Here is a 19,800-nt window from a genome sequence, read left to right as displayed (position 1 = left end):
CGTGGACGGTTCAACTCCGAAAAGATCAACGGAGTTGAACCGTCCTCGTCTCTTTCCCGTTGATTCGGGTGCACCCCGGCGGCTCCGCGGCGGGGCTCATGACCCAAGGAGATCCATGTCAGGCGGTCCGTTTCGGCGCAGCCCCTCGGGCACGCGCGTCGGCCGGGCCGTCCTGCAGGCGGGCGAGCCGCGCGCGGACCTTCTCGGCGTCCGGATGACCGAACTCCGCGAAGATCGCGAGGGCTTGCCGCCAGCTCGCCCGGGCGGCCTCCGGCTCCCCGGCGTCGAGGTGGACGTCCCCGAGGTTGCCCAGTGTGTGGCCCTCGCCCCACCGGTTGCCGATGTCCCGGTGTGTCGCCAGCGCCTGACGGTAGTACTCGACGGACTCGTCGTAGCGGTCGAGCCGGTGGTGGACCGTGCCGAGGATGTCGAGGGCGACGCCCTCGACCCAGCGGTTGTCGCCGGCGCGCAGCACCACCAGCGCCCGCTCCAGACAGCCGAGGGCGTCGTCGTACCGGCCGAGCCGCTGGTAGGCGTCGCCCAGGTTGCACAGGGCGATGCCCTCTCCCCAGGCGCTGCCCTCGATGCGGTCGAGGGCCAGCCCCCTTCGGATGTACTCGACGGCCTTGCCGAGCCGGCCGACGTGCAGGTAGACGTCGCCCAGGTTGGCGACCACCGACGACCTGGCCGTCCTGTCCCCGAGTTCCTGGCACAGCTCCAGCGCCCGGTGCAGGTGCACGATGGCCTCCTCGAGCCTGCCGGCGTTGCGCAGCGCGGCGGCCGTGTCGGACAGCCCCTGGGCCTCGCCCTGCCGGTCGCCGGCGGTGCGGGCGGCGATGAGACCCGTACGGGAGGTGTCGAGCCAGTCGTGCGTGTGGCTGCGGAGGTAGAAGAACCCCCACAGGACGGCGGGCAGCCGCCACGCGATGCCGGGTTTCCCGGCCTGGTCGGCCTGGTGCACCGCGACGACCAGGTTGGGCCGTTCGGTCTCGCACCAGTCGAGCGCCTGCTCGTGCGTCGTGAACTCCAGCGGCCGGCACCCCTCGGGCAGCGGTTCCAGGGGGATGCGGCGGCGGTTCGGGGTGATGTGCGGGTAGGCCGCGTCGGCGGTGTGCAGGTACCAGGAGAGCAGTCGCCCGACGGCGAGGTCCCGCTCCTCCCGTGTCTCCTCGGCACGCACCCGTTCGGCGGCGTACACGCGCAGCAGGTCGTGCAGGGTGTAGCGGCCCGGGAAGTGCTCGGTGAGCAGGTGGGCGCGGGTCAGCTCGGCGAGGATGCCGCGGGCCTCACGCGGGGGGAGCCCGGCGAGAGCGGCCGCCGCGGGCGCGGAGATGTCCGGCCCGGTGTGCAGGCCCAGCAGCCGGAACAGGCGTGCCGCCGGGGCGGACAGCGCCTTGTAGGACCAGGAGAAGACGGCCCGCACGTCGGTGGTGATGTCGTCACCACCGGCGAAGGCGTCCAGGCTGCCGTGGCTCTCGCTCACCTCGTCGGCGATGGCGCTGAGCGGGAAGGCCGGGTGGGCGCAGGCGTGGGCGGCGACGATGGCGAGCGCCAGCGGCAGCCGGCCGCACCGCGCGATGATCTCGTACGCCGCCTCCGGTTCCGCGGCCAGCCGGCCGGTGCCCAGGCGCCGGGCCAGCAGGTCGTGCGCCTCGGCGGAGGTCATCTGGTCCAGCGTCAGGGGGTGCGCCCCTTCACCGGCGACCAGACCGGTGAGCCGGTTGCGGCTGGTGACGATGACCAGGCAGCCCGGGGAGCCGGGCAGCAGCGGGCGGACCTGTTCGGTGTCGCGGGCGTTGTCGAGGAGGATCAGCACCCTGCGCTGCGCGAGCAGGCTGCGGTACAGCGCCACCTGCGCGTCGAGACCGGCGGGTATCCGTATCGGGGGGACGCCGAGCGCGTCGAGGAAGATCCGCACGGCGTCGTCCGGCGTCACCGCCGAGCCGGTCGGGTCGAAGCCGCGCAGGTTGATGTAGAGCTGGCCGCCGGGGAAGCGGTCGGCGACCCGGTGGGCCCAGTGCACGGCCAGGGTGGACTTGCCGATCCCGCCCATGCCGCCGATCGCGCTGATCACGACGGTCGACGGAGGACTGCCGTCCTCGGGCAACAGGGCTCCGGTCCGCTCGAGTTCGGCGTGCCGTCCGGCGAAGGTCGGGAGATCGGCGGGCAGTTGCGCCGGACGGGCGGTTCCCTCCGGGGAGCCGTGCGGGTCGGAACGGTCGTCCCCGTCCGCCGGCGCGACGACGGACGGCTCGGACACCACGGGCGCCGCGGACGGCTCGGCCTGGTCGGAGGGCCGCACCTGCCTGAGCGGGGCCGGGGACGCGGACCGGAGCGGAGCGGGAGTCGAGCCCGGAACCGGGTCGGGCATCAGGGCCGGGTCGGCCGCCAGGATACGGTCGTGCAGGTCCTGGAGCTGGGCGCCGGGCTCGACGCCCAGCTCCCTGACCAGGGCACGGCGTGTCCCGCGGTACGCCGCCAGCGCCTCGGCCTGCCGCCCGGCCCGGTACAGCGCCAGCATGAGCAGTCGGCACAGCTGCTCCCGCAGGGGGTGCCTGCCGGTGAGCGGGATCAGCTCGGCGATCACCTCGTGATGGCGTCCGAGCTCGATGTCGACGTCCAGCCGCGCCTCCAGCGCGGTCAGCCACTCCTCGTCCAGCCAGGAGCGCACCGTCTCGGCCAGCGGGCCGGGCAGTCCGGCCAGCGCGGCTCCCTGCCACCCGCCGAGCGCGGCGTGCAGCAGTTCCGCGGCGCCGGACGGGTCGCCCGCGGCGCGCGACTTCTTCGCCCGGGCGACCCGGTGCTGGAACACGGCGAGGTCCAGGGCGTCGTCCGGGATCCGCAGCACGTATCCGTCCCCGACGGAGACGATCACCCGGGGCTGTCCGGCAGCCGGGTCACGGCCGGGCTCCAGCACCTTGCGCAGGCGCGACACGTAGGTCCGCAGGACGGACACGGCAGCCGCGGGCGGCCTCTCTCCCCAGACGGCGTCGAGGAGTTCACCGAGCGGTACGGGGCGTCCACGCCGTAACAGCAGCAGCGCCAGCACAACCCTCTGTTGCGGCGAGCCGAGGTCCAGTTCCCGTGTCCCGCGCCATGCCCGAACCGGACCCAGCACAGCGAAACGAACGGAATTCACGTAGTGGTCCACCCTCGGACTCTAGTAGGACACCGCATCGTCACCGTCACTCGGACGGAACGTGCCCTTCCGTCCCCCTGTCATCGCTGTTTCGGCTGTTGTCCCGCTTGTCGACCGGGAGTTGAACCATTTTCACGCGGCGTCCGTTGCGGTACGCGGGTCACGCCGGTACGGATCCGACCGTGCCGTGCGGCCGGGAACGGCAGAGAGGAACGCTTATGAGCCGGGGCGAAGGGGAAGAGGCGGACGAGCCGGTCGCCGGAGGCGAACACACCGTGTCCGGCAGGCCGCCCGAGCCGTCCCCGCACTTCACGGTGGTCATCTCCGGTGACGGCTCCGCCGCCATCAACGGTGAGCCCGTGCCGGTGGCGGAGGGGGAGGCGGTCGACGCCGCGATCCTCGACACCCTGCACGGACACGCACGCGACCAGGACATCACCGTCACGGCGGCGATCTCCGACCCCGCCGCGGGGTACGTGGCGTTCGTCGAGGTCTCCCCCGACGGCTCGAGCTCGCTGCTGGAACAGGAGCCGGAGGCGTCGGCCCCGGCACCGCCACCAGCACCAGCACCAGCACCGTTCCTCGTGAAGGGGGATGCCCCCGACGACGCCGCCGACGACGGGCCCGTCGGTGCCACCGGTACCGCGGCCGCCCCGGGCGTCGATGCCGACGACGCCTACGACGACTTCGACGCCGCCGACTTCGACGAGGCGTCGTACGCGCTTCCCGAGCCCGAAGGACCGCCGCCTCCGGCCGGTGGCCCAAAGGCGGAATCGGGACCGGAGCCCGGGGCCGGGCCGGGTTCGGGTTCGGGTCCGGGCATGGGTATGGGCATGGGCCTGGGCTGGGGTTCGGGCTCAGGGTCGGAATCCCGTTCGGAATCCCGTTCGGAGTCGGCCGCCCGCCCCGTACCGCCGCCGAAGCCTGCCCGCAGGACCGCCTCCCGGCAGTCGGACGACGAGTTCGAGGGCCCCGGGCTGCTCAGCAGGCCCCTGGTCGTCGGGCCGGTGGCGCTCGGTGTGGCCGCGCTGGTCGTCATACCGCTGGTGATCCTGGGCAGCGGCGGATCGGACGGCGACGGGAACCAGGAACAGGCCGCCGCCCGTGCGAGCAGCTCGCCTTCGGCCGAGGCGTCACCGACCCTCAAGACGCCCCCGCGGCCGATCCCGCCCCCGCCCAGTTCGACGTCCGCCTCACCGTCGGCCAAGCCGAAGGACAAGGACAAGGACAAGGACGAGGACAAGAAAAAGAACGGGCCGAAGCCGACGTACACCCCGGAGGCGAAGAACGGTGGCGGCGTCACCGTCACCGTGACCGCGACGCCTCCGAAGGACACCACCACCGTCACGGCGAAGCCCCCGCAGGACACCGCCGCCAGTGCCGTGAAACGGCTCGCCGAGAGCGACCCGTCCGGACGGCACATCTGCTACCGCGCGTACGTCGCCGACCGGGGCTGGCAGAAGCCGGTGTGCGACGGCACCATCGCGGGGACGTCGGGCCAGAACAAGCCGATCAAGGCCCTGAACATCGCGGTGCACGGCGTCGACGGCTCGGCCGCCAACGCGTTCCGGCAGGTGTCGAAGCCGGTCGACGGCCGGGGCCAGTGGCAGCCGAGCTGGACGGCCATCACCGGCGACGGCAAGAACTTCTACATCGGCAGCGCGAAGAAGAACGCCCCGAACATGCTGGGCTTCGCCATCAACGTCGGCAGCGGCGAGGTCTGCCACACCGTCCGTCTGCGTCAGAGCGACTGGGGTCAGCGGGCGTGCGGCAAGGCACGCCCCGACTACACCTTCGGCGGCACCCTCGACAACGACGTCTGGCTGGAGGCCGTGAAGTTCACGGTGTGAGGCTCACGGTGTGAACCGCCCGGCTGCGGCGGCCTCCGCCGACGGCCCCGACGACGATGCCGGCGCCCGCCCCGGTGCGAGGTGCCGGAGGATCCGGCTCAGGTCCGCCGGCGCCGCCGCCAGGCGGACCGGGGTGCCGGCGTCGTCGAGTTCGGCGATGTGCCAGGCACCGGGGACGCCGTCGCCGTCGCTGCCCCGGACCAGGCGGACCTTCCCGAGGGTGAGGCGTTCCACCGGGATCGGCCGCGCCGCGAAGCGGCCCGGGCCGGGGTGCGGGGTGACGGAGGGCCGGCCGTCGCCGCCCAGGACGACGTGGGTGCCGAAGCGGCGGGGGTTGTAGTCGGTGACCTCCAGGAAGCGGGCCCGGAGGAACACCTCCTCCTCGTCGTCCCGGCCGGCGGACAGCGTCTCCCTGCCGGACCCGCTCTCCTGTGGCCCGCTCTCCCCGGGCCCGCGGAAGCGGGTGACGCGCCACGCCCAGGCGAACAGGGCCAGCGACACCAGCGTGCCCGCGACCGGCCAGACGGTCGTCAGCTGTGACGTGAACAGCGTGGTGGGGTGCAGGGAGCAGAGCGGAAGCAGCCACAGGGCCGTACCGAAGAGGACCGCCACGAAGGGGAGGACCGACGGCAGCACCTCGCCGTCGGGGCGTCGGCGGCGCCGCATCCGCACCAGCACCCGGGCGGCGGGGTAGCCCGCGACGAGGGCCGCGGCGGCCGCGGCGACCGCGACACTGCCGGGAGTCACGTTGTGCTCACGCCAGACGTGACGCTCACCGGCGATCTCCTTCACGCTGCCGCGCCAGACGGTCAGCTCGACGTCGTCACCGGCGCGGAACGCCCGCGCGGCCTCCTCGGACACCTGCAGCCGCTCCAGCGGGCGGGCGTCGGTGAAGTAGAGCCAGCTGCCCTTCTTGGGGTGATGCGCCTCGGTGCGCTCGATCGCTGCCGGCATCGTCGTCACGCACGTCTCCCCCCGCTCCGCGGCAGAGGCCGCGGCGGTGCACGGCGCGGCCGACTTCCAGGCCCGGAGGTCCGCGTCGGTGGCCGGGACGAACGCCGCGGCCACGCCCGCGAGCGCCAGCAGCAGCACGCTCACGACGAGGGAACCGATCCAGCCGCGCCCCGTGGTGCGGTACGAGATGACGGCGAGGTGACTCGACTCCGGAGTGCCGTGCCGGCGGTGCAGCGCACGGAACACCTCCAGCTTCTCGTTGAAGTCCGGGTCGTGGGAGGTGAGCCCCACCGGCAGGGGCAGAGTCCACCTGCGCCCGCCCCCCTGGCCCGTCCCGTCCCGCCCGTCCCGCAGTACGACGACGATGCGGCGGACGTCCTGGGCCCGGGACGTGTTCGCGTGCTTCAGGCGTACGCGCAGATCGGCGATGTCGCTCCAGCGCACGCTCCGGCGGCGCAGGAGCGTGTGGGAGTGCACACCGTGGGTGTCGGCGCGGACCCACGCGGTGGCCCTGTCCATCGCCGCGACGGCGGCCGCGGCGGACAGCACCGCGACGACCGGCCACACGGCGAGGCCCATGAGGGCCCAGAGCAGCACGGCCGCCGCCGCCCCCGTCGCCCCGAATCCGACGAGGAACCACAGGGCGCCCGACCACTGGGACCGGCAGGTCACTTCCCGCACATCGCTCATGCCCGAAATCCTGCCCGCCGTACGCCCGCGCCCGCCTGTACACAGTGCGGCAGTCTTCCGGCCTGCCACACTGCCGACCGCTCCCCCTCACTCACCGCGGAGACCCCGCATCGTGGTTCCGGTGGACAGTGGTTTTCGTGGCGCAGGTGGTGGCACCCTCAGAGGCAGCGGCCGGCCATGCCTGGAAGGGGCAATCACATGATCATTTTTGGCACCAAGGGATATCTCTACCAGCTCGCGATACTCACGCTGGTGTGCACCCAGTGCGGGAACCCCTCCGCGCACACGCTCAGGAAGCGGGTCACGAAGTTCACGCTGTTCTTCGTGCCGCTGTTCCCGGTCTCGACGAAGTACATGACGCAGTGCACCTTCTGCGGCGCCGAGTCGAAGGTGTCCTCGGAGCAGGCCGAGCAGTTGCAGGCGCAGGACGCGGGCGGTCCCGGCAGCGGCCGGCCGTACGGACAGCCGCCCCAGCAGCACCAGCAGCCGTACCAGCAGTAGAACCGCGGGGCGGGCAGCGTCCTCCACCGTCCGGCTCCCCTCGGTCGCGCTGCCCGTGCACGGGTCGCCCCACCCGGCCGCCACGGACGTCACCCGGCACTCCCTCTATGCTCCACGCGGTTGTTCCCTGTGCGCAGGTACAGGCAGGTGTACGCACGCGGCAGGTCAAGCGGCAGGTAAGGAGCGGATGCCTCGATGGTGTTCAAGCGGCTGCTCGGTTCGCCGGGTTCGGGCGGGCCCACGGTCGACACGGTTCTGGAGCCGGGGCCCGTCCGGCCCGGCGGGACGCTCGCCGGGCAGGTGCGGCTAGTGGGCGGCGACACCGCGTTCGACGTCGAGCGGGTGGCCCTTGAGCTGGTGGCCCGGGTGGAGGGCGGGAGTGGCGGGAGCGGGGTCGCCGTGCCGTTCGAGCGCTTCGCCATCGGTGGTGGGTTCCGGCTGGACGAGGGCGGGGCGCGCACCGTGCCGTTCGGGGTGACGCTGCCGTGGGAGACACCGGTCACCGAGCTGGACGGCCGGGAACTGGGCGTCCGCCTCGGTGTGCGGACCGAGCTGGCGGTGGCCGGGCCGCGGGAACCGGACGCCGGCCCCGGTCCGCTCGGTGTCGGTCCGCTCGGTGTCGGTCCGCTGCCCGCCCAGGAGGCGATCATCGGCGCGTTCCGGCGGCTCGGGTACGGGCTGCGGTCCGCCGGTCTCGAGCACGGCCGCATCGGCGGCACCGGGCAGCGGCTGCCCTTCCACCAGGAGATCGGGCTCACCCCGGCCCCGCCGTACGCGGACCGGGTGGAGGAGATCGAGCTGACCTTCCTCACCCACCCGGGCGGCATCGACGTCGTCCTGGAGGCCGACAAGCGGGGCGGCGGGAGCGCGGGCGGTGACGAGGACACCGGGCACGACGCGCTCAGCCGGTTCACCGTCGGCCACGACGACGCCCGCGACTGGGCCACCGAGGTCGACGGCTGGGTGCGTGAACTGGTCGAGCACCGGGAGGCGTACGGCAGCGACAGCGCGTACGGACACGAGGGACCGCGCTCCGGGCCGGGTATCGGCTGAAGGTGCGGCCCCGCCGCACCCGCACCGCCCGCTGTACCCACCGCACCCGCTGTGCCCGCCTTAGGGGTCCTTGCACTATGAGCGCCCGATGAGGTCGCGTGGTCCGGTGCCGTGCCTCGCAAGGCGCCACAGAGCCCTGGTAGCGGAGCTACCAGGGCTTTTCAGCAACGCGGCGAGGTGCGGTGCCGGGCCGCGCGACCCGGGCGGGCATAGTGCAAGGACCCCTTACAGCGGCGTCGCCGTGCGCAGGATCCAGAAGAGGGTCACCGCCGCGTTGGCGGACGACATCGCCGACGCGGCCGTACCGGCGGCCGCTCCCCAGGCCGCCAGGCCCGCCGAGGTGAACACCTCCGGCCAGGGTCCCGTGGCCGGAGCCGGGGCGAGCAGCGCCGCCACCCGGCGGGGGACCGGTCCCGGCGCCGCGAACGCGAGCAGGGGCGGGCCGCCGGCCCGGGAGACGAGGGCCGCCCTGCCGATGGCGGTGGCGACGGTACGGCGGTCGCCGACCGTACGGGCCGCCTCCTCGTCCGCCCAGCGCTCCGCCGCGTACGACACCGCTGTCCGCAGGGGGCGCAGGAACGGGTTGGCGTGCGCGGCCAGCCGTACGGCCAGCAGGAACCGGTGATGGCGTGCGGTGAGGTGGGCGCGCTCGTGCGCGAACAGGGCGCGGCGTTCGGCGGGGGCCAGGTGGTCCAGGAGGGCGGTGGTGACCACGACCCGGTCGCGGCGCGGTCCGGTGCCCGGGAGGGCGTACGCGTACGGGGCGTCGTCGGGCAGGACCGCCACCTCCGTGTCCGGCAGGCCGGCCAGGGCGCGGTGGGCGCGGCGGCGGGTGCGGACGTGCCGCCACAGGGTTCGGGAGCAGGCCAGCAGCACCGCGCACAGGGCCGGGATGGCGACCTTCCCCACGAGCTCGTCGTACGGAACCGCCTCCCGCACCTGTGGGTCCGACCAGCCGTCGGGCAGCGGGTTGCCGGGCAGGGTGGCGGTGCCGACCACCATCACCAGGCACAGGCACACCGTGCTGCACACCGCCATCACCGCCGCGACCCAGGTCAGCATCCGCGTCGCGGCCCGCGGGTGCAGGTGCTGTGCGGCGAGCCGGGCGATCGGCCATGCCGTCAGCGGCAGGACGAGCGGCAGGAAGACGAACACCCCCATGAGGCTTCAGTCTTCCCCGTCGCTCCGGGGCTGACCCAGCAGTTCCCTCAGGAGTCGTTCGTCGTCGGGGCCGAGTCCGGTGACGAAGCTGGCCAGGACCGCCTCCCGGTCGCTCTCGGCGTCCAGCACCCTGCGCATCCGGTGGGCAACGAGGCCGGCGTGGTCGGAGGCGGAGGTCCAGACGAAGGAGCGGCCCGCGCGTTCACGGGTGACCGCGCCCTTCGCGAGCAGCCTGGTGAGGATCGTGACGACCGTCGTATAGGCGAGGTCCTCGCCCAGGCGCTCCTGCACCCGGCCCGCCGTCGCCGGGCCCTCCGCCTCGCGCAGCGCCGAGAGCACCAGCGCCTCCAACTCGCCCTGCCCCCGCCGCCGGTGACGCCGACTGTGTTCGACCACGGCCTGTCTCCCTTCCGTCGTCCTCCCGTTCCCGGACGGTCATCGTATAGACGAGCGGACACCGTCAAATTCTCTACATTGCTGTAGATTCTACGGGCGGCATCCGGCAACGGCTCACGAGAAGGACGGGCGGACCCCCACATGTTCGGACTGAGCGAACTCGCGATCATCCTCATCGTCGTCATAGCCGTGCTCGCGGCGAAAAGGCTGCCCGACCTGGCCCGCTCGGCCGGTAAGTCCGCCCGCATCCTCAAGGCCGAGGCCCGCGCGGCCAAGGCGGAGGCGCAGGAGGACGAGCGGCGGTCCCAGGAACAGCGGTCTCAGCCGGCTCAGCCCTCTCCGCAGCCGCACCAGCCTCAGGGGGAGCAGGCACAGGGGGAGCAGGCACAGGGGGAGCAGGCACAGGGGGAGCAGGCACAGCAGCCGGATGCCCCTCGTGTCATCCGGGGCGAGACCGTCGTCAGGGGGGAGACCGTCACCCGGGACACGGCCGCCGACGGCAGCCCCACCCGGCAGCAGCGGTAGGGCCGGCGAGCCCGCTCAGCCGTTCCAGACCTCGTCGTACGGGTCCCTCGGGGTGGGGACCGGTTTCGCGGACCTGACCTCGAAGTAGGGGACGGGCCCCTCGTTGACGGGGTCCTTCGTCCGGCGCGGGCTGTAGGTGCCGCTGACCTCCAGCCAGGCGTCCGGTCGCAGGACCGGGGGGACCTCGCCGGTCAGGGCGATCTTGACCGGCTGGCCGTCCGCGGCACAGCAGTTGAGGGACATCCGGACCAGGTGGGGAGTGCCGGACGGGTCCAGTGCGACGAAGCCGGTGATCTCGATGGGCCGGTCGCCCAGGCCACGGCCGTCGTCGTAGACCGCGCGGGCCGCGTACTCCCCCACTCCGAGGCGCAGCGTGCCCCCGGCGGGGAGTTCCGGGAAGCCGAACGGCTTCTGCAGGGCCGTACCCGTGTGGGTCGCGCTGTACGAGCCGAGGGCCGGCGGCGCCACCAGGATCAGGGCGAGGACGGGAAGGGCGAGGAGCCAGGAGACAAGGGGCTCGTGGTGCCCCTGGTGATGATCGTCAAAGCCGCCGTCGCGGCTCACGCGGGGCCCGCGGGCCCCGCGCCACTCGTACCGGACCGTCGCCACCGCCGTCACGACGAGCACGGCACCGCACAGCAGGAGCAGCGGGCGCAGGCCCGCCTTCACGTAGCGCAGATGGAGGTCGGTCAGCCCGGCGTGCAGCACGGTCGCGCCCAGGAGGAACAGCAGGGCCGCCTGCGCCTGCCGGTTCAGGTTCAGGTTCGGGTGGTGACGCCACCGGTTCACAGCAGCACCGCTCCCGTCAGGACCGAGACCGCGATCGCCAGGACGAGGGTCGCCGGGGCGAAGCGCAGGGCGAAGCCGCGGCCGAACGTGCCGGCCTGCATGGCGAAGAGTTTGAGGTCGACCATGGGGCCCACCACGAGGAAGGTGAGCCGGGCCGTCAGCGAGAACTGGGTCAGGGACGCGGCGACGAACGCGTCCGCCTCCGAGCAGATCGACAGCAGGACGGCCAGCGCGGCCAGGACCAGTACCGACAGCACGGGGTGGTCGGCCGCCCGTTGCAGCCAGGCGGCCGGGACGACCGCCTTCAGGGTCGCCGCGGCCATCGCGCCGACCACCAGGAAGCCGCCGGCGTGCATCACGTCGTGCCGGACCGACCCCCAGAACGCCGCGCCCCGGCTCTGCCCCTCGTAGGACGAACGGGACGGCGGGCGCAGCCAGTCCGCGCGGCCGTGGCGCTGCCAGAGCCAGCCCATCAGACAGGCCACCAGCAGGCTCGCCACGAACCGGGCGAGGACCATCATGGGATCGTCCGGGAAGGCGACCGCCGTCGCCGTCAGCACGATCGGGTTGATCGCGGGGGCGGACAGCAGGAACGCCAGCGCCGCCGCCGGGGCCACTCCCCTGCGCACCAGCGCCCCCGCCACCGGGACGGACGCGCACTCGCAGCCGGGAAGCACCGCGCCCGCCGCGCCCGCGACCGGGACCGCCAGGGCCGGGCGCTTCGGCAGGGCGCGGGCGAAGAAGGACGGCGGGACGAAGACCGCGATCGCCGCGGACAGCAGGACGCCGAGCACCAGGAAGGGCAGCGCCTGGATCATCACCGCCACGAACACCGTCGTCCAGCTCTGCATCACCGGAGCACCCAGGGCGCGGCGGATCGGGTCCTGGAACATCACGGCACAGAGCAGGAACAGGACGAGGAGGAGAGGGGAGTCGAGGTGCCGGGACTCCTCGGCCGTCCCACCGCCGCCGTCACCGGGCCCCGTGTCGCCGTCGGCCCCCCTGCGGGGAGCCGGCTTGGTCATGGCCACGGGCCGGGTACCTCCGGACTCGCGCGCGGGAGCGGGGACGTCGGCGGGGCGGGGCGCGCGTCCCCCTCCCATGGATACGGAGCGGGGGGCGGGCCCGTTCAGCATCGTCCGGCACGGTTCGGCACCGGTCGTCGTGCGCCCCTGGAACCGCCTGCGTGTATACGGCAGTCTTTCCTCTCGTGGTGATCCTCCCGAATCAGACCCCGCCGGGCGTTCCCCCCGCGCACATGCTGGTGTGCGGTGACGACGGGCTCGCGCACCGGCTCGCCGCCGAGCTCCGGGGCGTCTACGGCGAACAGGTCACCCTCGTCGTACCACCCTCCGGACTCCGGGTACGGGAACCGGTGGTGGGGCGGGCCCGCGCCGCGTCCGCCGCGCTGCTCGACCGGTTCGTGAACGCCACCGTCAACCGCACGGGCACGGGCGGCGGTTCGGACGGCCCGTTTGACGAACGGCTGGTCGAGGCCGCCGAACCCACCGACGCGGTACTCGCCGAAGTGGGCGTCGCACAGGCCGCCGCGCTGGCCCTGGTCTACGACGACGACGAGACCAACATCCGCGCCGCCCTCAACGCCCGCAGGATCAATCCCAGGATCCGCCTCGTCCTGCGCCTGTACAACCGGCGTCTGGGCCGGCACATCGAGGACCTGCTCGACCAGGCCGCGGAGTTGTCCGGCGTCGACACGCAGGGGCGTGGGCACCCCAGGGGCGACGCCTCCACCACCGTGCTGTCCGACGCCGACACGGCCGCTCCCGCCCTGGTCGCCACCGCGCTCGTCGGCACCAGCAAGATCGTCGACACCGACGGGCTGATGCTGCGCGCGGTGGAACGCCGGCCCCCGCGGCCCGGCGAGGTCGCCGACCCCGGCCTGTGCACGCTGGCGTTGCTGTCCGCGACGAGCAACGACCCGGCCGGCTCGGACGGTTCGGAGGACAGCGGCGACCAGGGGCCGCAGATGCTGCCCGACGCGGCGGCCGTCGCGGCGGCGACCGGCCGCGGCACGATGGTGCTGGAGCAGGTCTCGTACTCCGGGCCGCCGCTGCCCGCCGTACGGGCCGGGGTGCCGCCGTTCGCCTCGCTGTTCTCGCAGCGGCTGCGGTGGTCGCTGGCGGGGCTCGCGGCGGCCGTGGTGGTCCTGGCGGTCGTGCTGGCCCTGGTCACGGGCGACCACCCGCTGCACGCCACCTACGTCACCCTGCTCGACCTCTTCGCGATCAACGAGCCCGCGCACAACCAGTCCATGGGCCGGCAGGTACTGCAGCTGCTCACCGGACTGGTCGGGTTGCTGCTGCTGCCGGTGATGCTGGCGGCCGTCCTGGAGGCGCTGGGCACCTTCCGCATCGTGTCGGCGCTGCGGAAGCCGCCGCGCGGGCTGAGCCGGCACGTGGTGCTGCTCGGCCTCGGCAAGATCGGTACGCGGGTGCTGACCCGGCTGCGCGAACTGCACATCCCCGTCGTGTGCGTCGAGGCCGACCCGGAGGCGCGGGGGATGGCCACGGCACGGCGGCTGGGCGTGCCGGTGGTGCTCGGGGACGTCACGCAGGAGGGCGTGCTGGAGGCCGCGAAGATCCACCGGGCCGACGCGTTCCTCGCGCTCACCAGCGTCGGCACCACCAACCTGGAGGCCGTGCTGTACGCGCGGGCCGTGCGCGCCGACCTGCGGGTCGTCCTGCGGCTGTACGACGACGAGTTCGCGACGGCCGTGTACCGCACGCTGCGGGCCGCGCACCCCGACGCGGTGACCCGCAGCCGCAGCGTCTCCCACCTGGCCGCACCCGCCTTCGCCGGGGCGATGATGGGCCGGCAGATCCTGGGGGCCATCCCGGTCGAGCGGCGGGTGCTGCTGTTCGCCGCGCTGACCGTGGGCGGGCATCCGCAGCTGGAGGGGAAGACGGTCGGCGAGGCGTTCCGGGCCGGGGCGTGGCGGGTGCTGGCCCTGGACACGGCGGCGACCCGGTCGGCGCCGGGCGCGGGCGGGAACGGCGCCGGCCATGGCCCCGGGAACGCGGCGGGCCCCGGAGCCGGGACCGGGAACGCGACCGGCGGCACCCCGGCGGCCGGTGAGCCGTCGGGGCCGTCGGGGCCGTCGGGACTGGTGTGGGACCTGCCCGACACGTACGTCCTGCGGAACGAGGACCGGGTGGTGCTGGGCGCCACCCGGCGGGGGCTGGCGGAACTGCTCGGGCGCAGGGGGAGGGAACGGTCGGGAAGGTGACCCGCCGGTGCTCCGGGCGGCCGGAGCACCGGGACACACCGGCGCCGGAATCCCTCAGCCCTGCTTCCCCTCCCCCTTCGCCGTCCCCGTCCCCGTCCCCGTCCCCGTCCCCAAGTGCCTTTCCGCGAAGTCCAGTTCCATGCGGACCTGCTTGATCCGCTCGTCGACCACCAGGGAGCCGTGTCCCGCGTCGTAGCGGTAGACCTCGTGGGGGGCCTCGCGGGACTGGAGGCGGTGGACGTAGTTCTCGATCTGCCGGATCGGGCAGCGCGGGTCGTTCACCCCGGCCGAGATGTAGACCGGCGCCTTCACCCGGTCGACGTAGGTGATCGGGGAGGACGCCTCGAACCGCTCGGGCACCTCCTCGGGCGTGCCGCCGAGCAGCGTGCGGTCCATCGCCTTCAGCGCCTCCATCTCGTCGTGGTACGCCGTGACGTAGTCGGCGACCGGGACCACCGCGATGCCCAGCGTCCACGCGTCGGGCTGGACGCCCAGGCCGAGCAGGGTGAGGTAGCCGCCCCAGGATCCGCCGGTGAGGATCAGGCGGTCCGGGTCCGCGAGGCCCGAGCCGATCGCCCACTCGCGGACCGCGGCGATGTCCTCCAGCTCGATCAGTCCGACCCGGTGCTTCAGCGCGTCGGTCCAGGCACGGCCGTAACCCGTGGAGCCCCGGTAGTTGACGCGGACCACCGCGTACCCGTGGTCGACCCAGGCGGCGGGGCCGGCGGCGAAGGAGTCGCTGTCGTGCCAGGTGGGACCGCCGTGGATGTCGAAGACGGTGGGCAGCGGGCCGGTCGTGCCCCCGGGCTTCTGGACCAGGGCGTGGATCCGGCCGCCGGGGCCCTCCACCCAGACGTCCTGGACCGGCACCGATCCGGGCGAGCGCATCCCCGGCGGGTCCAGGACGGTCCCGCCGCTGGTGGAGCGGACCGCCGACGGCTGGGCCGACGACGACCACAGGTACTCCACGCTGCCGTCCGGCCGGGCCGTCGCGCCCGAGACGGTGCCGGGCGGGGTGTCGATCTCCACCAGCTCCGGGCCCGCCAGGTCGTAGCGGAACAGCTCGCTGCGGGCCTCGAAGCTGTGCGCGACGAGCAGACCCGTACCGTCCGGGAACCACTCGGCACTCACGTCGCCCGGCAGCTCCAGGGAGAGGTCCGTCTCCTCCCCCGTGGCCACGTCCCACACCAGGGGCTCCCAGCGGCCGCGCCGCTGATGACCGATGAGCAGACGCGTGTCACCGTCGACGGGGGCGAAGCCCAGCACCTCCAGACCCAGCTCCTCGGTACCACCCCTGGTGTCGTCCAGTTCGGCGACCGTGGTGCCGTCGGGGCGCAGCACACGCAGCGCGGAGTGCATCGCGTCGCCGTGCTCGGTGTGCTCGACGGCGATCAGCGAACCGTCGTGCGAGAGGTCCCCGACGCCCGCCGACTCACGGTGCCGGTAGATCTCCACCGGCGCCGCGGCCGCGTCACCCGCCCGCACCAGGTGGATCGTCGTACCGTCCTCGTCCGTGGAACGGCCCACGACGGCCGTGCTCCCGTCCCGGCCGAGAGCGAGACCGGCCGGGTAGGAGGCGTCCAGCCCCGGAGCGGCGAGCTCGTCCGGACCGCCCGCGAACGGCTGGCGGCGCCAGACGCCGAACTCGTCGCCGTCCTTGTCGTCGAACCACCAGATCCACTCGCCGTCCGGCGAGAGCACGCCGTCCGTGGTGCCGTTGGGCCGGTCCGTCACCTGGCGCTGCCCGCCGGTCGACCGGTCCCAGGCATACAGCTCGTACGTCCCCGTCGCGTTCGACACGAACAGGGAACGGTCGGGGGCGTCCTCCGCCCAGTCGGGCAGGGACACCCGCGGCGCCCGGAAGCGCTTCTCCCAGTCGGGCATCCGCTCGCCCTGATGTACTTGCTCGGTCCGGTCCGTCCGCCGCGCCGGTGCGCCGGACCCGTTGCTCTCAGTCATGGCCCCATACTGCCCGCCCCGGCGGGGTTCGCGCCGCCGAGGCCCCCGACCTGTGGACAACCGGGATCCCCAGCCTGTGGACAACCGGCGCGACCACGGGCCTGTGAGGCGGCCCCCGCGGGCCGGTTCCCGGGCGCGGCACCGTACGGTGGGGGTGTGTACCGGTTTCTGCTGACGCCCCGATGGTGGGGGATCAACGTCTTCGTGCTGCTCGCCGTCCCCTTCTGCATTTTCATGGGGTCATGGCAGCTGGGCCGGTTCGAGGACCGCGTCGAGAACCACCGCGGCGCCGAGGAACAGGTCGCCTCCAGCCGGCAGGAGGAGGCCCGGCGGCTGGACACGCTGCTGCCGGTGACCAAGGTGACCTCCGGCAAGCAGGCCACCGCGAGCGGCCGCTACGAGGAACAGCTCCTCGTGCCCGACCGCGACCTCGACGGCGAGCCCGGCCACTACGTCCTGACGCTGCTGCACACCGACACCGGCAAGGTGCTGCCCGTCGTGCGGGGCTGGCTGCCCGGCGACCCGGACCCGGCCGGCACGCCCGCGCCGCCGGACGGCGAGGTCACCGTCACCGGGGCGCTCCAGGCGTCCGAGACACCCGGCAGCAACGGCGTGGGCGCCCTCGGCGGACTTCCCGAGGGACAGACCGGCGCGATCAGCTCCGCGTCCCTGGTGAACCTGGTGCCCCACGACGTGTACGACGCGTGGATCACCCTCAACGAGGGCGACTCGGGGATGCGCGCGGTGCCCGCGGTCGCGCCCGGCGGTACCGGGCTGGACCTCAAGGCCTTCCAGAACCTCGGTTACACCGCCGAGTGGTTCGCCTTCGTGGGCTTCGTGATCTTCATGTGGTTCCGTCTGGTGCGCCGCGAGGCGGAACTGGTCCGGGACACGGAACTGGGCCTGGTCCCGGACGAGCAGCCCGCGCAGGACCAGAAGCAGGACCAGCCGAGCCCGTCAGGGGTGTGACGGGCCGGCCTCGTCGGCCCGCCGTCGCCGTCGGCCCGCCGTCGCCGTCAGCCCGCCGTGGTCGGGAGCAGTCCCGTCCAGTAGACGGTTCCCGCGCAGGCGTTGGCCACCGTGGCGCTCCCCGTGCCCGCTCCGCCCGCCGGGGTGTACGTCACGGTCACGCTGCCCTCGGTCGTGCCGTCCTCCGTGAGGAGCTGGGTCTCGGTACCCGTGTCGCCGCCCGTGGACGTGCTGGCGCCGGCCGTCGGGTTCCCGGACGGGCTGGGGTCGGGCGAGGGGCCGCCGCTGCCGCCGTTGTCGCCGCCCCCGCCGTTGGTGGGGCAGGGTTCGGAGGGCACCCAGGCGAACTTCACGTCGTACGCCCCACCCGGCTCGAGCACCAGCCGCCCGGCCTCCAGGGACGGGTCCGGCAGGCCCGCCGCCGCGTCCCCGGCCGTGTGCCGGGCCGGGCCCACCTTGGCGGCGTCGGCCGCGCCCAGCGGCGTCACGCTCAGGCTTCCCGGACCGACGACCGTACAGCCGGCGGTGGACACGTTGGCCACCCGGAAGGAGCCGTAGACCGCGCCGGTGGAGTCGGGGGCGTCGCTGCTCGCGACGGCCGGGCCGAGCTGCGCGTCCGTGCAGGCGGGTGACCCCGCGGCGGTGCTCGCCGAGGGGCCGGCCCCCTCCGTCACGCCCGTACTCGCCCGGGGGCCGGTGTCCTTCTCCTCGTCCTTCTCGTCGTCCTTCCGGTCACCCTCGACCCGGTCCGAGGTGCCACCCGCGGTGGTCTCGCCCCCGCCGGGGCCCTCGCCCTCGCCGGTACCGCCCTGTGTCTGCGAGGCATGGCCCACGGCGGACGGGTTGGCGTCGGGGCCGGTGGAGCTGGAGATGTGCACGAGAGCCGGTACCGCCGTGCCGACGAAGAGGGCGGCGGCCGCCGCGCCGACGAGGATCTGCCGCTTGCGCGCCCGGCGGGCCGGGACCGCGCGCCGCAGGTAGTCCAGCGAGCCCTCGCTCGGCTCCACCACGCGCACCGAGCTGTGCAGCAGGCTGCGCAGCTCCAGCTCGTCCGGGCCGAGCCGGTCGAGGCCCTGCTCGTCCGGGCCGGCGTTGGCGTCGTTCACAGTTCCGTTCCCCGTGTGCGATTGCTTCGACTGCCGCCCGGGCGGCGACACCGGCCCACGCAGCACGCGCGGACCGTCCCCGCCGGACGAACCCGGGCCGTCGGCTCCGCTCACGCCCCCGGCCGGGGACGCGCCCCGGGAGCCAAACGCACCGCCGGAACCGGACGCACCGTCGGGCCGGGAGGTGTCCTCGGCCGCGGGCGCCCCAGCCGCAGGTGCCTCGGACGCACCCTCCTCGGGCTCGCGCTCCCCGGCCGTACGCACGTCGGTCTCCCTGCCCCCGGTCCGCCCTTCCCGAGGTTCCCGTTCCTCGGGTTCCCGTTCCTCGGGTTCCCGTTCCTCGGGTTCCCGTTCCTCGGGTTCCCTCTCGTCGCCCTCGGGCTCGCGCTGCCCGTCCCCGGGGGCGCGCTCGGGCGTACCTTCCTCCGCCCCACGCCCCTGCGGCTCGCGCTCCTCACCCCGCACGTCCTCGCCGCGGGCGTCCTTCCCGCCGCTCATACCGGCGTCTCCATGGCCACCCGCAGCGCCGCGATCCCGCGCGAGCCGTACGCCTTCACCGAGCCCAGCGAGATGCCGAGCGTCGCCGCGACCTGAGCCTCGGTCATGTCGGCGAAGTAGCGCAGCACCAGCACCTCGCGCTGACGGCGCTGGAGCCCCTTCATCGCCTTGATGAGGGAGTCGCGTTCCAGCAGGTCGTACGCTCCCTCCTCCGCACTCGCCATGTCGGGCATGGGCTTGGAGAGCAGCTTCAGGCCGAGGATGCGGCGGCGCAGCGCGGAACGGGAGAGGTTGACGACCGTCTGACGCAGATACGCCAGGGTCTTCTCCGGGTCCCGGACGCGTTTGCGGGCGGAATGGACGCGGATGAACGCCTCCTGGACGACGTCCTCGCAGGAGGCGGTGTCGTCGAGGAGGAGCGCGGCGAGGCCCAGCAGCGAGCGGTAGTGCGCGCGGTAGGTCTCGGTGAGATGGTCGACGGTCGTGCCGGCCGCCACTACGTCGTCGGCACCGCCGTCACGCTGACTGGGTATGCGGGCGGGCCGCGCTGCGGGCATCGGCGCGATCACCGGCATGCCACCGGACGCACCGGCCCTACGGGGTCGGAGTGCCTGGCGGGGCGGGCGTAGAGCCGGGCCGCGCGGCGTTGCGAAGTCGAGTACCTCAGCCACGCCAGTTGGACACACGTCCCCCCATGAGGGTTGTACGCGCCGGACGTCACGTTTGTCGCGGCGTTTGGAATCCGCCGTCCCCCGTCCACGCCGGGCAGCACCACCGACAGCACACCGAATGCCCTCATGCGTCCCGCTCTTCCCCTATGCATCATATGAACGGACGTCCCCACGCCCGGTTCCGGACGTCCCCACGTCCGGAAAAGACCGCCTCGTCCCCCCGCGCGCCCGGAAAAGGAGTGCCCGCAAAGACGCTTTCCGCCCGGCACGCGGTTGCGTGGGGCGAAAGGTA

At 73.6% G+C, this 19,800-nt stretch carries 14 protein-coding genes and 1 pseudogene; 6 read left to right on the top strand and 9 right to left on the bottom strand.

The genetic code is table 11. The features are described from left to right. Positions 1 to 118 precede the first annotated feature (118 nt). Positions 119 to 3,139, bottom strand: coding sequence for an AfsR/SARP family transcriptional regulator (locus ACWZEH_RS18500; RefSeq protein ID WP_456192289.1), 3,021 nt, complete (start codon positions 3,137 to 3,139; stop codon positions 119 to 121). A gap of 218 nt (positions 3,140 to 3,357) precedes the next feature. Here ACWZEH_RS18500 and ACWZEH_RS18495 point away from each other — a divergent pair, with 218 nt between their 5' ends. After that, positions 3,358 to 4,989, top strand: coding sequence for a hypothetical protein (locus ACWZEH_RS18495; RefSeq protein ID WP_456192288.1), 1,632 nt, complete (start codon positions 3,358 to 3,360; stop codon positions 4,987 to 4,989). Between the two features lie 3 nt (positions 4,990 to 4,992). Here the strand turns inward: ACWZEH_RS18495 and ACWZEH_RS18490 are convergent, their stop codons facing one another. After that, complete coding sequence (locus ACWZEH_RS18490; RefSeq protein WP_456192287.1) at positions 4,993 to 6,633, bottom strand: PH domain-containing protein; 1,641 nt, start codon at positions 6,631 to 6,633, stop codon at positions 4,993 to 4,995. Between the two features lie 198 nt (positions 6,634 to 6,831). Between ACWZEH_RS18490 and ACWZEH_RS18485 the strand changes: the two genes are divergently transcribed. Then, complete coding sequence (locus ACWZEH_RS18485; RefSeq protein ID WP_456192286.1) at positions 6,832 to 7,134, top strand: zinc-ribbon domain-containing protein; 303 nt, start codon at positions 6,832 to 6,834, stop codon at positions 7,132 to 7,134. A 195-nt stretch (positions 7,135 to 7,329) separates the two neighbouring features. After that, positions 7,330 to 8,187, top strand: coding sequence for a sporulation protein (locus ACWZEH_RS18480; protein ID WP_456192285.1), 858 nt, complete (start codon positions 7,330 to 7,332; stop codon positions 8,185 to 8,187). Positions 8,188 to 8,412: 225 nt separating this feature from the next. On the opposite strand, the gene ACWZEH_RS18475 is transcribed toward ACWZEH_RS18480, so the two are convergent. Next, positions 8,413 to 9,348, bottom strand: a complete 936-nt coding sequence (locus tag ACWZEH_RS18475; protein ID WP_456192284.1) for a M56 family metallopeptidase — start codon at positions 9,346 to 9,348, stop codon at positions 8,413 to 8,415. A 6-nt stretch (positions 9,349 to 9,354) separates the two neighbouring features. After that, positions 9,355 to 9,744: a BlaI/MecI/CopY family transcriptional regulator gene (locus ACWZEH_RS18470; protein ID WP_456192283.1), complete on the bottom strand. Its 390-nt coding sequence runs from the start codon at positions 9,742 to 9,744 to the stop codon at positions 9,355 to 9,357. Positions 9,745 to 9,885: 141 nt separating this feature from the next. Between ACWZEH_RS18470 and ACWZEH_RS18465 the strand changes: the two are divergent. Beyond that, positions 9,886 to 10,024, top strand: a pseudogene (locus ACWZEH_RS18465) (twin-arginine translocase TatA/TatE family subunit); the annotation flags it as partial. Positions 10,025 to 10,284: 260 nt separating this feature from the next. Here ACWZEH_RS18465 and ACWZEH_RS18460 read toward each other — a convergent pair. Beyond that, positions 10,285 to 11,025 carry a TIGR03943 family putative permease subunit gene (locus ACWZEH_RS18460; RefSeq protein ID WP_456199673.1) on the bottom strand — a complete coding sequence of 247 codons (741 nt, stop codon included), beginning with the start codon at positions 11,023 to 11,025 and terminating at the stop codon, positions 10,285 to 10,287. Between the two features lie 29 nt (positions 11,026 to 11,054). Next, positions 11,055 to 12,089, bottom strand: coding sequence for a permease (locus ACWZEH_RS18455; protein ID WP_456192282.1), 1,035 nt, complete (start codon positions 12,087 to 12,089; stop codon positions 11,055 to 11,057). A 227-nt stretch (positions 12,090 to 12,316) separates the two neighbouring features. On the opposite strand from ACWZEH_RS18455, the gene ACWZEH_RS18450 reads away from it, so the two are divergent. Further along, complete coding sequence (locus tag ACWZEH_RS18450) at positions 12,317 to 14,305, top strand: potassium channel family protein (protein ID WP_456199672.1); 1,989 nt, start codon at positions 12,317 to 12,319, stop codon at positions 14,303 to 14,305. Between the two features lie 54 nt (positions 14,306 to 14,359). On the opposite strand, the gene ACWZEH_RS18445 is transcribed toward ACWZEH_RS18450, so the two are convergent. After that, positions 14,360 to 16,264: a S9 family peptidase gene (locus ACWZEH_RS18445; RefSeq protein ID WP_456192281.1), complete on the bottom strand. Its 1,905-nt coding sequence runs from the start codon at positions 16,262 to 16,264 to the stop codon at positions 14,360 to 14,362. 156 nt (positions 16,265 to 16,420) lie between these two features. Here ACWZEH_RS18445 and ACWZEH_RS18440 point away from each other — a divergent pair, with 156 nt between their 5' ends. Further along, positions 16,421 to 17,233 (top strand): SURF1 family protein, encoded by an 813-nt coding sequence (locus ACWZEH_RS18440; protein WP_456192280.1) that lies wholly within the window; start codon positions 16,421 to 16,423, stop codon positions 17,231 to 17,233. A 47-nt stretch (positions 17,234 to 17,280) separates the two neighbouring features. Here the strand turns inward: ACWZEH_RS18440 and ACWZEH_RS18435 are convergent, their stop codons facing one another. Together ACWZEH_RS18435 and ACWZEH_RS18430 are read right to left on the bottom strand one after the other, a co-directional pair. Next, entirely contained in the window at positions 17,281 to 18,837 is a 1,557-nt protein-coding gene (locus tag ACWZEH_RS18435; RefSeq protein WP_456192279.1) for a hypothetical protein, read from the bottom strand. Continuing rightward, positions 18,834 to 19,508, bottom strand: a complete 675-nt coding sequence (locus ACWZEH_RS18430) for a SigE family RNA polymerase sigma factor (protein ID WP_384012879.1) — start codon at positions 19,506 to 19,508, stop codon at positions 18,834 to 18,836. The genes ACWZEH_RS18435 and ACWZEH_RS18430 overlap by 4 nt, the downstream gene beginning before the upstream one ends. Positions 19,509 to 19,800: the final 292 nt, after the last annotated feature.

This window comes from Streptomyces yamdrokensis (assembly GCF_053890455.1).
This window is presented reverse-complemented; position numbering and strand designations above follow the sequence as displayed.

Excerpts from the sequence above, each read along its gene's own strand:
- ACWZEH_RS18495 (WP_456192288.1), top strand. The coding sequence starts at position 3,358 with ATGAGCCGGGGCGAAGGGGAAGAGGCGGACGAGCCGGTCGCCGGAGGC.
- ACWZEH_RS18490 (WP_456192287.1), bottom strand. The coding sequence starts at position 6,633 with ATGAGCGATGTGCGGGAAGTGACCTGCCGGTCCCAGTGGTCGGGCGCC.
- ACWZEH_RS18485 (WP_456192286.1), top strand. The coding sequence starts at position 6,832 with ATGATCATTTTTGGCACCAAGGGATATCTCTACCAGCTCGCGATACTC.
- ACWZEH_RS18480 (WP_456192285.1), top strand. The coding sequence starts at position 7,330 with ATGGTGTTCAAGCGGCTGCTCGGTTCGCCGGGTTCGGGCGGGCCCACG.
- ACWZEH_RS18475 (WP_456192284.1), bottom strand. The coding sequence starts at position 9,348 with ATGGGGGTGTTCGTCTTCCTGCCGCTCGTCCTGCCGCTGACGGCATGG.
- ACWZEH_RS18450 (WP_456199672.1), top strand. The coding sequence starts at position 12,317 with ATGCTGGTGTGCGGTGACGACGGGCTCGCGCACCGGCTCGCCGCCGAG.
- ACWZEH_RS18445 (WP_456192281.1), bottom strand. The coding sequence starts at position 16,264 with ATGACTGAGAGCAACGGGTCCGGCGCACCGGCGCGGCGGACGGACCGG.
- ACWZEH_RS18435 (WP_456192279.1), bottom strand. The coding sequence starts at position 18,837 with ATGAGCGGCGGGAAGGACGCCCGCGGCGAGGACGTGCGGGGTGAGGAG.